Source organism: Streptococcus oriscaviae (genome assembly GCF_018137985.1).
GTDB lineage: Bacteria > Bacillota > Bacilli > Lactobacillales > Streptococcaceae > Streptococcus > Streptococcus oriscaviae.
This window is the reverse complement of record NZ_CP073084.1, coordinates 103285-116041: the sequence shown is the minus strand read 5'-3', so window position 1 is coordinate 116041 and position 12757 is coordinate 103285. Positions and strand designations below refer to the sequence as shown.

Below are 12757 nucleotides of genomic sequence, written 5' to 3'. Positions count from 1 at the left end.
TCAATCCTTTTCTTTATCTAGCTTGAAAAACTAGATAGTCCCCTAGAATTTTATAAGAAATTCCCAAGCTTGTCAATTCTTTTAAGGCAAATTCCAATAATTCAGGAGCCTGATTATCTACATCAATAATAAAGAAATACTCACCCAAAGCTGTTTTCAGCGGGCGACTTTCAATTTTTGTCAAGTCAATCCCGCGCCAGGCAAATACAGACATGGCCTTATATAGAGCCCCCGGCAAGTTATCAGGAAGGGTCAGGGCCAACGAACACTTCCGCTCCGTGGAACCTAACGCCAAAGTAGGCTCTGCCTTTCCCAAAATCCAGAAACGAGTATAGTTCTCATCAATTTCCTGGATGTCCTGAGCAATCACCTCCAAACCATATTCTTCAGCAGCTGCATGTGGGGCAATGGCTGCATAAGGCTGCTCTGGGTGCTCAGCCACAAACCGAGCTGCAAAAGCGGTACTAGCCGTCATTTCAAAGCGGGCATGTGGGTAGTGCTCCCGGATGTATTGTTTGCCTTGAGCAATAGCCTGAGGATGGGAATAGATGACCTCGATCTCCTTAGCTTGACTGGTCGCCATCAGCTGCTGGGCAATGGGTTGGATGATTTCTGCCACCGCATGAATCTCTGCTTGATGAAAAAGGTAGTCCAGCGTTTCGTGGACAGACCCTTCAATCGAATTTTCAACGGGAACGACCGAATAGGCCACTCGCCCCGACTCATAGGCCTTAATGACCTCTGTGATGTTGGCAAAAGCCAGCAGTTCGGCCTCAGGAAAGGCCTGTTGGGCCACATGATGAGTAAAGGAGCCTCTCGGCCCCAAAAATGCTACATACATTTGATTATCCTTGCAATCTCCTCTGGTGTGCGATTGTCTGTGTTGATAATCAAATCAGACAATCCTTCATAAAGTTCCATCCGACGCTCGTAAATGCCATGGAAATCTTCCTTTGAGTTGTTCAAGAAAAGTGGACGCTGGAAAGCTTCATCATTTAGGATGCGATCATACAATACCTCAAAAGAAGCTGCCAAAAGAACATTGTTTTTACGGTTTTTGCGCAACAATTCTCTGTTTTTCTCAGAGATGACGACCCCACCACCTGTTGAGATGATATTGTCCCCTTCAAGAGCAAAGAGTTCTTCCAAGGTTTCTGATTCTAACTTACGAAAGGCTGGTTCACCAAATTTTGCAAAGTAGTCGGAAATAGACATGCCGATTTTTTCTTCGATAATGGTATCCATATCGTAGAAATCTCCGTCCAAATGTCCTGCAACAGTTGTTTTGCCTGCACCCATAAAGCCGAGTAAAATTTTAGTCATCTTGTAGTCCTTTCAAATCTGCAAAGAAGCTTGGATAGCTTGTGTTAATGGCTTCTGCCCGTTCTAACTCGACCTCTCCATCTTGCACCAAAAGGGCTGCGATGGCGGTCATCATCCCGATACGGTGATCACCAAATGTGTTGATTGTAGCGCCGTGAAGCGGCGTTTTACCGATAATAATCATCCCGTCATCCGTTGGGGTAATAGTGGCTCCCATGCTGTTGAGGGCATCGGCCACCACCTGGATGCGGTCTGTTTCCTTGACCTTGAGCTCCTCCGCATCTCGAATGACGGTGGTGCCATTGGCTTGGGTTGCTAGGAGAGCGATAATTGGCAGCTCATCGATAAGGCGCGGAATAATTTCTCCAGCAATCTCAGTCCCCTGCAAGTCAGAGGTTTCCACCGTGATGGTCGCTGACTTGGCCACCTCATCCACTTGAGACAGGGTTATTTTTCCACCCATGGCCTGGATGACATCCAAGATACCAGTCCTGGTTTCATTGATGCCCACATTTTCCAAGACGATCTTGGAATTTGGCACGATCAAACCAGCCACCAGCCAAAAGGCTGCACTGGAAATATCACCTGGAACCACGACTTCCTGACCAACCAATTCTTGTCCGCCTGAGATGCGGATTTCCTTGCCCTTGACATCAATCTGACCACCGAACTGGACAATCATGTCTTCTGTATGATTGCGGGTCTTTTCCTTCTCGATGATGACCGACTCTCCCCGAGCCTGAAGGGCTGCAAAAATAAGGGCTGATTTGACCTGGGCAGAGGCAACCGGAAGCTGATAATGAATCGGTTTGAGTTCCTTGCTGCCCCTTAGTTTCAACGGTGGCAAATGACGGTCCGTCACACCAGACACGGTGACCCCCATCTGGCTCAAAGGAATAGTGACCCGATCCATGGGACGTTTGGATAAACTATCATCGCCAAACATCTCCACTTCAAAGTCCTGACCAGCCAAAACGCCTGAAATCAGGCGGATTGAAGTCCCTGAGTTCCCCATGTCTAACTTGTTTTGAGGAGCCTTGAGGCCATCAAAGCCAACCCCATGGATGGTAATGACCTGACCGTCATCTTCAATGGATACCCCCAGGTCCCTAAAAACCTGCATGGTGGATAAGACATCCTCGCCACGGAGAATATCACGGACAATTGTTCTTCCCTTGGCCAGACTGCCAAACATAATCGATCGATGACTGATGGACTTATCTCCCGGCACTCTCAAGCGACCCTGAAGACCAGTCGATTGCGTCAATAATTTCATTCTATCCCCTTTCAACACGATTAGAATAATGGATGCTAAAGCATCTCATCCTTCTACGGCAATCGCTATCAGGCGACTTGCCTAAGCGGCTTATTAGCTCGAACCTAAAATAAAATCGATTTTAGGTTCTCACGTCACACCAAGATACAAAGGCGTAAGCGACACACAGCAAAATAGGAAAGCTGACGAAGAGGCTTAAGCATCTAGGAAGGTTTTATCTTTTTGCAAAGTGTCCAAGATACAAAGGCCTTTGCAAGCCCGTGGTTTTTCCTTCTTTCTAAAAAATTCCAGACAATCCAACCAGTTCCGACTGACGGAATCCTGATTTTACCTTTCATTATACCATATAATAGACAGAAATTTCTAAAAATTTATTTATTTTGCCAAAGATTGCTTGAATTTTATCTTGAATATAGCTGGCAGAGGGGTCAGTTTCAATTTAACTTGCTCGATGAAGCCATTTCGGCCCACAATAGCTCTGGATAGTTGAGATAACTATCATGCCTACCACTACTGCCAAGACTAAACAAATAGCAGACGTGGGCCATTCCAATACTTCATATGTATTACTGTGCAATGAGGCCTAAAAACAACTGTCAGAATTTACTGAAAATTGCCATTTTGCTGAAAATAACCCTCAAAAAGCAAAGAATTTCTTTAATTTTCTAAGGAAAATGGTATAATAGTGAAACACACAAAAATATGAAAGATAGAGGATTCCACCAGTGTTTACAGCAATCAGTGAAAAAATTGATATCAATCAGGTTCGGGAGCATTCCAAACTATCTCCTGAAACCTTGGCCAAAAAGCAAAAGCGTGACCGCGAATTGGAAGCCATTATCAAGGGAGAAGATGACCGTCTGCTTCTGGTCATCGGCCCTTGCTCCTCTGATAATGAGGAAGCAGTTCTAGACTATGCCCATCGCTTGGCCAAACTCCAAGAGGAAGTCAAGGACAAAATTTTCATGGTCATGCGTGTCTACACAGCCAAGCCAAGGACCAATGGGGATGGCTATAAGGGCCTCATGCACCAGCCAGATACAGATGCAGCGCCTAGTCTCATCAATGGTATCAAGGCTGTCCGCAACCTCCACTACCGAGTTATCAGCGAAACAGGTCTGACCACTGCCGATGAGATGCTTTATCCAGAGAACCTCTCCTTGGTTGACGATTTGGTATCCTATATCGCAGTGGGGGCAAGGTCCGTCGAGAACCAGCAGCACCGCTTCGTTGCCTCTGGCATCGATGTGCCGACTGGATTGAAAAACCCAACTTCTGGTAACCTCAAGGTCATGTTCAACGGTATTTTCGCCGCCCAGAAAAAGCAATCCTTCCTCTTCAACAATGCTGAAGTGGAAACTTCTGGTAATCCATTGGCCCATGTCATTCTGCGTGGAGCCAGCACTGAAAATGGCAAATACCTGCCCAACTACTACTACGACAATCTTCTGGAAACCATTGATTTGTACCAACAATTTGGGTTGGAGAATCCATTTATTATCATCGATACCAACCATGATAACTCTGGGAAAAATTATTTGGAACAAATCCGCATCGTCCGCCAAACCCTCATCAACCGTGATTGGAACCAATCCATCCGCAACGTTGTCCGTGGTTTCATGATTGAATCCTACATTGAGGATGGCCGCCAGGACAACAGCGAAGTCTATGGAAAATCCATCACAGACCCATGCCTGGGTTGGGAAAAAACTGAAGAACTAATTCGAGAAATTTACAATAGATAGGAAGAAAGCTATGGGAATTCATCAAAGAAGTGCTACCATTGATATTGCACAAGTCAAAGAGTTGTCTAAACTAAAAGGAGATTTCCTCACCGCCAAGGAAAAACGAGATGAGGAGCTGAAAAAGGTCATTCGCGGGGAAGACCAGCGACTCTTGCTGGTCATCGGTCCTTGCTCTTCAGATAATGAGGAAGCAGTCTTAGAATATGCCCGTCGCCTCTCCAAGCTTCAGGAGGAAGTAAAGGATAAAATCTTTATGGTCATGCGGGTCTATACGGCCAAACCACGGACCAATGGCGAGGGCTATAAGGGCCTAGTCCACCAACCTGACACTTCCAAGTTACCGGATCTAATCAACGGTATCGCTGCGGTACGTAACCTCCACTACCGTGTCATTACCGAGACAGGGCTGACAACAGCGGACGAAATGCTCTACTCAGCCAACCTGCCTCTGGTCGAAGATTTGGTTTCCTACCACGCTATTGGGGCTCGCTCCGTTGAGGATCAGGAGCACCGTTTTGTGGCTTCTGGCATCGACATGCCAACCGGCATGAAAAATCCAACTTCGGGCAATCTGACTGTCATGTTCAACGCCATCTACGCAGCCCAAAATAAACAAAACTTCATATACAGGGATGCTGAAGTGGATACGGATGGCAACCCACTGGCCCATGCTATCTTGCGAGGTGCCAGTACCGAACAGGGTGTCAATGAACCCAACTACTACTACGATATTCTTGTCAAGACTATCAAACAGTATGAGCGCTTCGGCCTCGCCAATCCTTTCATTGTCATCGATACCAATCATGATAATTCCGGCAAAAACTACCTGGAACAGATCCGCATTGTCCGCCAAACCCTCATCAATCGGGCCTGGAATGAAGACATTCGCAAGTATGTTCGCGGCTTTATGATTGAATCCTACTTGGAAGATGGTCGCCAAGATAGTCCAGATGTCTTTGGAAAATCCATTACTGACCCTTGTCTGGGCTGGGATAAGACAGAAAAACTCATTCGTGAAATCTATCAGACTGTTGAGTAGCCTGACCAATCGTCCCAACACCCCATCTCAGATGACACCTCAGAAACTAAAGGAGAACCTTATGCAAATTGATGGACACACCCGTCTGGCTGCTGTTGTAGCCCGCCCTATTAAACACTCAATCTCTCCCTTCATTCATAATGCTGCCTTTGACAAGACTGGCGTCAACGGCGTCTATGTTGCCTGGGATATCCCGGAAGAAGAATTGGCTGCGACTGTTGCCAATGTCAAACGCTATGATATGTTTGGAATCAATATTTCCATGCCCTACAAACAGGCCATCATGCAGTATGTTGATGAATTGACCGATTCGGCCGATTTGATTGGTGCTGTGAATACCGTTATCAACAAGGATGGAAAATTGATTGGTCACAACACAGACGGCATCGGTTTCTTCAGAAGTTTGGCTACCTATGCGGATTTCGAGGTCAAGGATAAAGTCATGACCATCTTGGGAGCAGGCGGTGCTGGAACTGCCATTATCGCACAGGCTGCCCTCAATGGCGCAAAAACCATCTATGTCTTCAACCAGACGGATTTCTTAGCAGAAACTGTTCAAAAAGCTGATAAAATTTCAAAAGCAACTGGCGTCACCATTCAGGTTTTCCCTATTGAAAATCTGGATTTAGTCCAGGACAAGATTTTGGAATCGGACCTCTTGGTCAACGCGACCAGTGTCGGTATGGATGGCACATCCATGTTGCTCAAAGAGGATACCCAGTTCCCAGCAGGGATTCAGGTGGCCGATGTTATTTACCAACCTTTTGAAACACCTTTCCTTCGCTTGGTCAGAAGTAAGGGATTGCCAGCCATCAATGGTCTAGGTATGCTGCTTTTCCAAGCTGCTGAAGCCTTTGAATCCTGGACAGGGGAAAAGATGCCGACCGATGATATCTGGGCTGCCCTAGAAGAAAAATACACCAAATAAGCATCATTCAAAAAAGAAAGTAGGTGATTCTGTGCACATACGCGTCAATTTACCACATCACCCCTATGATTTGGTTATTGAAAAAGGAAACTTGACCAAGGCTGGGCAATGGGTAGCCGGCCTCTGGCAACCACAGAAGATTGCCATTATTACAGATAGTCAGGTCCATCAACTGTATACTGAGCCAGTCAAGACTAGCTTGGAGGAAGCAGGTTTTGAGGTCTTTGTCTTCGTTTTTCCAGAAGGCGAATCCAGCAAAAACTTAGCTGTAACCCAAGATGCCTATGAATGTTTGGTCCAACATGGCATGACCCGAAGTGATGGGATTATTGCCCTAGGTGGCGGTGTTGTCGGCGATTTGGCTGGCTTTGTAGCTGCTACCTATATGCGGGGCATTCACTTTTTACAAATCCCAACCAGCCTGACAGCCCAAGTGGACTCCTCCATCGGTGGAAAAACGGGGGTCAATACCCCCTTTGCTAAAAACATGGTTGGCTGCTTCTATCAGCCTGACGGTGTCCTGATTGACCCCCTTACTCTGCAAACTTTAGGTAAACGGGAACTGATTGAAGGCATGGGGGAGGTCATCAAGTATGGCCTAATCGATGATGTCGAACTCTGGGAAGAACTCCAGGAAATGGATGGCTCGACAGACAGTATCTTAGAGCATGCTGAAAGCCTCATCTACCGCTCCTGTCAGGTCAAACGCAAGCTAGTGGTGGCTGACGAGCTGGACAATGGCCTGCGCCTCCATCTCAATTTCGGCCATACTATCGGCCATGCTATCGAAGCCATCGCAGGATATGGTCAGGTCATGCACGGCGAGGCTGTTGCTATCGGCATGGTCCAAATCTCCCGCGTTGCTGAGAAAAAAGGGCTGATGTCTGCAGGCTTGACAGATCAGATTATTGCCATGTGCAGCAAGTTTGGCTTGCCAACAGATTATGAACCATGGGAGACTGAACAACTCTATACAGCCCTAACCCGTGACAAAAAGGCTAGAGGCAAGACCATCAAAACCATCCTTGTCCCTCAATTGGGTCAGGCCGCCATCAACCAGATTTCCTTAGAAGAAATGAAGGAATACTTGGAAAAATAGTCTATCCGTAAACTCTTAGAAACGTGATGAAATAAGCGTTTCTGAGAGTTTTTTTGACTGCAAAAAAAGATTGAAGAAAAGAATCCACAATAGACTTTTTCTCCAATCAGAAATCTCCTTGCGAGATTTTATTTAGTAGGAAGTAAAGAGATTCTAGAAAGATTGAAACTCTTAGTCTTTGGCAATTTGTTCGGCAGCCAATTTACCAGAAGTCAGGGCCCAAGCATTATTGGCACCGGATGGTGAGTCTGTCCCCATTACCCCGCCGACAACTTCACCAGCGGCATAGAGGCCCTTGATGACAGTGTCCTTGGTATTGATGACTTCTAGTTTGTCATTGACAACCAAACCTCCCATGGTCGTTGCAAACCGTGGTTTTTGCTCAATCAGATAGTATGGTCCTTCTCCAACAGGGACTTGAAGGAAACGGAGTTCACGTTGGAAATCTTCGTCCTTGCCATTTGCTACGAAGCTATTGTAGCGAGCAACGGTCTCTTCAAGCGTAGCTGCATCAATACCTGCAACATCTGCCAGTTGAGCCAGCGTATCTCCATGGTAGAGGTATGGCGTTTCACGGCCATTGCTCTGCAGCCATTTTTCAACTTCTGCAGAGGAGATTCCGCCTTCTGCGATGCCTTCTCGGAAGCTGTCAAAGTGTTTTTGGTCAAGCAAGAGATAGAGAATCTTAGGCTCTTGCTGCAGGAGAACTTCCAAGATATCATGGTTGGAGGCCCGTTCGTTGACCACACGTTTTCCTGCCCCATTGAGAAGGAGGCCATTTTCTTTGAGGACACGCAAGTTTCCGTCAATGGTTGATTTGGCTTTTCCTGGTGCGACTTCCAATCCATTTGGATAGATCTTACCGAGGTGCATCATCCGAGTCGCGGCATCCACGCCAGGGGCTTGCGCCATGAGGACACCCTCACCCATTGAAGAATTGGTACCGTAGAAGAGAACATCTTTGAGGTCGTCTGGTAACATTTCCTTGTTATTTCCATAACCACCGGTTGTCAGTACAACAGCCTTGGCTGAGATTCGATGAGTAGTGCCGTTTTCTTCCACAGCAACCAGACCTACGACATTACCCTGACCATCTGTCAGGAGTTCTTCTGCCTTAGTTTGAAGGAGGATTTGAACATTAGAAGCTGCCATCTTAGCCCGAACAGAGGCTGCAAAGCCATGTCCACCGTGGGCATAGGCCAACTCCCGATCCTTGGCATATTCAGCCAGGACATGGAGGCCCGTTTCCATATCGTATTGGACACCGATGTATTCATTAACCCAGTCCGTTGCCTGACCAACATTTTCAGCCAAAAGGGTCAAGAGAGAGCGGACATTCTGGCCATTACCATTGACCATGAAGTCATCAAACATGGATTCGACTGTATCATCCGTCACACCGGCAGCTTTTTGAAGCTTGGAGCCCATCACCACCTGGTTCCCACCAGATACAGAGATGGCTCCACCGATAAAGCTGAGTTTTTCAACCAGCATGGTCTTGAGACCCAGTTCATCCGCACGCAGGGAGGCTGCGATACCGGCAGCACCACCGCCGACAACCACTACATCCACTTCTTCTTCCAGAACCTGAGTTGATTTTTCAATAACTGGTTTTTGACGGGCTTTCAGGACATCAACCGCATCTTGACCACTTGCCAGACGGGCTGCATCTGATACCCCATCGATAACCCCTTGTGAGGTTGATGACGCGCCTGATACGGCATCGACATTGAGGGTTTGGAATTCGATAATCTGTTTTGGAATCCGTTCAAATACCAAGTCTGACAGACCTTCTGACTCGTCTGCACTGTCAATTTCAATAGCAGTAATCTTATGGTCATCAAAGGTTACGACCATTGGCAATTCATTGTTGTGGCCATGGGCTGTAACATGATAAGTGCCAGCCTTAAACTCAAGTGGCTTGCTCATCAACTCCTCCAGACGAGCTTCCTTGGCTTTTTCTGCTGCGACGTCCTTGACCAAGAAGAAGCTTTCGTCCATGAAATCCCAGAGCGGTTCTGGAATAAAGAGGGCCTTGCGATCCTTCACATCTGCATAGGGTTGAACCTTTTTGCCGACCTTAATGGAGCCGGCCCAGTCTGGATCGACCAAGAAGCCCTTGGCTACAGCCACTAGGTCATAGCCTGCTTCCAAGGCTCCCTCAGCATCCTCTTTCTGCATAATGCCACCAACCCCCATAATCGGAGTTTGAGCTAATTTTCCAGTTTTGAGGGCATTGTATTTGCTGATCAGCATCTCTGGGTCATCCGCATGAACAATGGAATTGCGGGTGTAAATCCCCATGGAGAAATGGAAATAATCCAAGTCAAATTCTGCCAATTGATGGAGGAGGTACATGGTATCCTCAAATTGGATACCGGGAACTTCCAGCTCCTCAGGTGAGAAACGATAGCCGAGGACAAAATTTTTGACCCCTTCTTCTTCGATAACTTTTTTGGCAGCCTTGACAACTTCGATGGGGAATTTTGCTCGTTTTTCAATGGTTCCGCCCCAGGCATCCTGGCGTCGGTTTGAATGAGGAGAGAAAAATTGTTGCAGGAGATAGGTATTGGCCCCGTGCAATTCCACCCCATCAAAGCCTGCCTTGATGGCTCTGCGAACCCCTTCCGCATAGGCATCAACCATATCCAAAATCTCATGGTGGGTCAATTCTGTTGGAACAGGTGCATCAGGACGCAGAGCAGCCACTGGGGAGGCAGAAACTGGATTTTTCCCCTCGTTCATATTGGAGAAGCCCATTCGACCAGCATGGTAAATTTGGATAAAGGCTTTTGAACCCTTGGCTTGAATAGCTTGAGCTAGTTTTGCCAGGCCTGGAATTTTGTCGTCTTTGTCAATCCCAACAGCCCCGTAGAAGCCTCGGCCATAATTGTCAATAAAGGCAGATTCCACAATCACAGCCCCAACTTCACCAGAACGATGGGCATAATAATCCACTAATTCCTGCGGAACTTTCCCATCAAAGTAGGCCGACTGGGTGGTCATAGGGGAAACCAGGATGCGGTTTTTCAATTCGACACCTGATTTCAAGGTCAATGATTCGAATAAATGTTTGGACATGATTACTCCTCGTTGCTTAATTTCAATGTGGATAGAATGTTACGCAATTCTGAAACTGGAACCTGCCCAGGTGCAGATGCCTTGGCTGCCGCTCCAAAGGTTGCTGAGGAACCGAAGACCTCACCGCTGACACGGCTGACCATTCCCAAAGCTCCCATAGACATGGTAATGAGCGGACGAGTTGCCTTGGCATACATTTCAGCAGTGGCAGTCAAAAGAGTCAAAACATCCTGATTGGATTGAGGCATGACTGCGATTTTACAGATATCTGCCCCGCGATCTTCCATCAAGATCAAACGGCGGACAATCTCATCCTTATCTGGAGTCGCATCAAAGTCATGGTTGCACATGATAACCTTTACCTCTTTTTCATGGGCAAGGGCAATGATTTCTGCCACTTCTTTTTCTGGCATGAAGAGTTCCACATCCATGAGATCAGCCTGACCATCTCTTAAAACTGCCTTGTAAATCTCGAAATACAGCTCATCAGAGATGGGCAAAACACCGCCTTCCTTGGCTGTTCGGAAAGTCACCAAGACTGGCTTATTCGCTGCCTGTCTGACCTTGTGGGAAAGGTCTGCAACTTTTTCAGGACTCTCCACCTGCTCATAAAAATCAATCCGCCATTCGATGACATCGCAGTCCAAAACCTTTGCCTGACTGGCAGCTGCTAAAATTTCTTCCTCCGTTTTTCCAACCAAAGGAACAATAATTTTTGGTCTACCTTGACCAAATGTAATACCTGAAACTGTTACAGTTGCGCCTGCCATAATGATACCGCCTTTTTGTGATATTATTCACTAAAATCTTAACACAAAGGAATTGATAAATCTAATGAATATATTTTTCTAAACTGATAGAAGAAATCTATGTATTCCCTCTCAAAAACCAAAAAAACTAGGCAATTTCCTAGTTTCTTTTCAGTATTAAAATTGCAAAACTCCCGTCAACAGCGCCGTCAAGACCACAATCAGATTAGTGACAAACATGATGGGTGCAGCCTGACGAGTGTAAGGTCCAACCTCTCTTTCAATTAGGGAACAGCCAACAAAGGTGGCAGAATTCATAGGAGTGACACTTGTTGCCAAAGCCAGATTGCAAACAAAGGGTGCAATGATGGCAATCGGTGACAGGCCAAAGGCAGCCCCGACTGAAATAAAGAGGGGGTAGAGGGCATTGTATAATTGGTAAGGCACAAAGTAGATAATCGGTACCGCCAAGAGCAGGAAGACAATGTGCATGTAGTTGAGCAAGAAGGCTGGGAAGATGCTCTCCAAGAGCTGAGCCAATGAAGCCACCATGGAGAGTTTGCTCCCATCTTCTGGAGCTGCATTGAAGATGGCTAGATAAAAACAGATGGCCAAGAGCATGATCAAAACATTGAAGAAGGTCATGCCCGCCTTATTCCAAATCTGACCAAAGTTCTTAGGATAATTGATCAGAGCCGTCACCATAGAGGCAGCGATGAAGACCAAGTAGGATGGAACCTTGAAGACTGCCAGGGCTACAACGACTAAGATAAAAATCAAGAAATTGATCCAAAACAAATCATGGCGGGCAAATTCCTTTTCTTGTGTAGCCTGATTTTCTGACTCTTGTACTTGAGTATCCTTTGGCAACCCGAGACTGCCATGCTCTTTTTTATGCCGCCAAGCAAAGTAGACATACTGCAAGATGATGGCAGGGATAAAACAGACTCCCCAAGGAATGGAGGCTTGAGCCAACGTTTCAGCATTGGTCCCAGCCATGGTGGCGGACATAATCACCCCGATCCCCCAAGGCAGCCAACACATGGCCGCTACTGCTGTCTGGCAGATGATAAAGGCAAAATCTCGATCAATCTTAAATTTCTTGTACAGGGGAATGACGATGGGAAATACAATCAAATAGGTGGTGGACATATTGGCTGTCAAGTAGGCAATGGCCCCAAGGACTGACGTCAAGATCATCACCCCAATCACATTCAAGCGATTGCCAATCCGTTTCATGACCGCATTGACCATAACATCAAACATGCCCGTTTCTGTCAGCATGACAAAGTAAATCAAGCCAAACAAGAGCATGTAGCCAGTTTGATTCATAACTGTACTGAGCTGGGTCAAGATGAAGGTGCTGGTCTGGGTCAAATCATATCCCATCAAGAAACTAAAAATGACTGGTACCGTAAACAAGACAAAATTCATGGGCACCTTTAATTGTTTCTCAAAAAGGATAAATAGAACAATAATTGCAAGCATAATGAGGGCAAGTATGGCTGGACTCATGG

Annotated in this window: 10 protein-coding genes; 4 read left to right on the top strand and 6 right to left on the bottom strand. The window is 46.5% G+C overall.

All coding sequences use genetic code 11. The annotated features are described in order from the left end of the window. Positions 1-13: 13 nt before the first annotated feature. From pheA to aroA, 3 genes are read right to left on the bottom strand one after another with little or no spacing between them, the layout of a single operon-like run. Entirely contained in the window at positions 14-841 is an 828-nt protein-coding gene (pheA, locus tag INT76_RS00570) for a prephenate dehydratase (protein WP_212571052.1), read from the bottom strand. Then, a complete protein-coding gene (locus INT76_RS00565; RefSeq protein WP_212571050.1) occupies positions 832-1323 on the bottom strand; it encodes a shikimate kinase in 492 nt (163 codons plus the stop codon). Before INT76_RS00565 ends, pheA begins: the two co-directional genes overlap by 10 nt. After that, positions 1316-2599, bottom strand: a complete 1284-nt coding sequence (aroA, locus tag INT76_RS00560) for a 3-phosphoshikimate 1-carboxyvinyltransferase (protein WP_212571048.1) — start codon at positions 2597-2599, stop codon at positions 1316-1318. Before aroA ends, INT76_RS00565 begins: the two co-directional genes overlap by 8 nt. 725 nt (positions 2600-3324) lie before the next feature. Between aroA and INT76_RS00555 the strand changes: the two genes are divergently transcribed. The 4 genes from INT76_RS00555 (at position 3325) to aroB (ending at position 7410) form a co-directional block, all read left to right on the top strand. After that, complete coding sequence (locus INT76_RS00555) at positions 3325-4344, top strand: 3-deoxy-7-phosphoheptulonate synthase (RefSeq protein WP_212571046.1); 1020 nt, start codon at positions 3325-3327, stop codon at positions 4342-4344. Positions 4345-4354: 10 nt separating this feature from the next. Beyond that, positions 4355-5383 (top strand): 3-deoxy-7-phosphoheptulonate synthase, encoded by a 1029-nt coding sequence (locus tag INT76_RS00550; RefSeq protein ID WP_212571044.1) that lies wholly within the window; start codon positions 4355-4357, stop codon positions 5381-5383. A 61-nt stretch (positions 5384-5444) separates the two neighbouring features. Further along, complete coding sequence (locus tag INT76_RS00545) at positions 5445-6311, top strand: shikimate dehydrogenase (RefSeq protein ID WP_212571042.1); 867 nt, start codon at positions 5445-5447, stop codon at positions 6309-6311. 31 nt (positions 6312-6342) lie between these two features. Next, a complete protein-coding gene (gene aroB / locus INT76_RS00540; RefSeq protein ID WP_212571040.1) occupies positions 6343-7410 on the top strand; it encodes a 3-dehydroquinate synthase in 1068 nt (355 codons plus the stop codon). A gap of 171 nt (positions 7411-7581) precedes the next feature. Here aroB and INT76_RS00535 read toward each other — a convergent pair whose 3' ends face one another. The 3 genes from INT76_RS00535 to INT76_RS00525 form a co-directional block, all read right to left on the bottom strand. Further along, positions 7582-10491: an NADH-dependent flavin oxidoreductase gene (locus INT76_RS00535; RefSeq protein WP_212571038.1), complete on the bottom strand. Its 2910-nt coding sequence runs from the start codon at positions 10489-10491 to the stop codon at positions 7582-7584. A gap of 2 nt (positions 10492-10493) precedes the next feature. Then, the gene (gene aroD / locus INT76_RS00530; RefSeq protein WP_212571036.1) at positions 10494-11261 is read right to left on the bottom strand and encodes a type I 3-dehydroquinate dehydratase; all 768 of its coding nucleotides are present in this window, start codon (positions 11259-11261) and stop codon (positions 10494-10496) included. Between the two features lie 156 nt (positions 11262-11417). Beyond that, complete coding sequence (locus INT76_RS00525) at positions 11418-12755, bottom strand: Na+/H+ antiporter NhaC family protein (protein WP_212571034.1); 1338 nt, start codon at positions 12753-12755, stop codon at positions 11418-11420. Positions 12756-12757: the final 2 nt, after the last annotated feature.

Bases quoted from the DNA above. Each gene is read 5' to 3' on its own strand.
- pheA (WP_212571052.1), bottom strand. From the start codon at position 841: ATGTATGTAGCATTTTTGGGGCCGAGAGGCTCCTTTACTCATCATGTG.
- INT76_RS00565 (WP_212571050.1), bottom strand. From the start codon at position 1,323: ATGACTAAAATTTTACTCGGCTTTATGGGTGCAGGCAAAACAACTGTT.
- aroA (WP_212571048.1), bottom strand. From the start codon at position 2,599: ATGAAATTATTGACGCAATCGACTGGTCTTCAGGGTCGCTTGAGAGTG.
- INT76_RS00550 (WP_212571044.1), top strand. From the start codon at position 4,355: ATGGGAATTCATCAAAGAAGTGCTACCATTGATATTGCACAAGTCAAA.
- INT76_RS00545 (WP_212571042.1), top strand. From the start codon at position 5,445: ATGCAAATTGATGGACACACCCGTCTGGCTGCTGTTGTAGCCCGCCCT.
- INT76_RS00535 (WP_212571038.1), bottom strand. From the start codon at position 10,491: ATGTCCAAACATTTATTCGAATCATTGACCTTGAAATCAGGTGTCGAA.
- aroD (WP_212571036.1), bottom strand. From the start codon at position 11,261: ATGGCAGGCGCAACTGTAACAGTTTCAGGTATTACATTTGGTCAAGGT.
- INT76_RS00525 (WP_212571034.1), bottom strand. From the start codon at position 12,755: ATGAGTCCAGCCATACTTGCCCTCATTATGCTTGCAATTATTGTTCTA.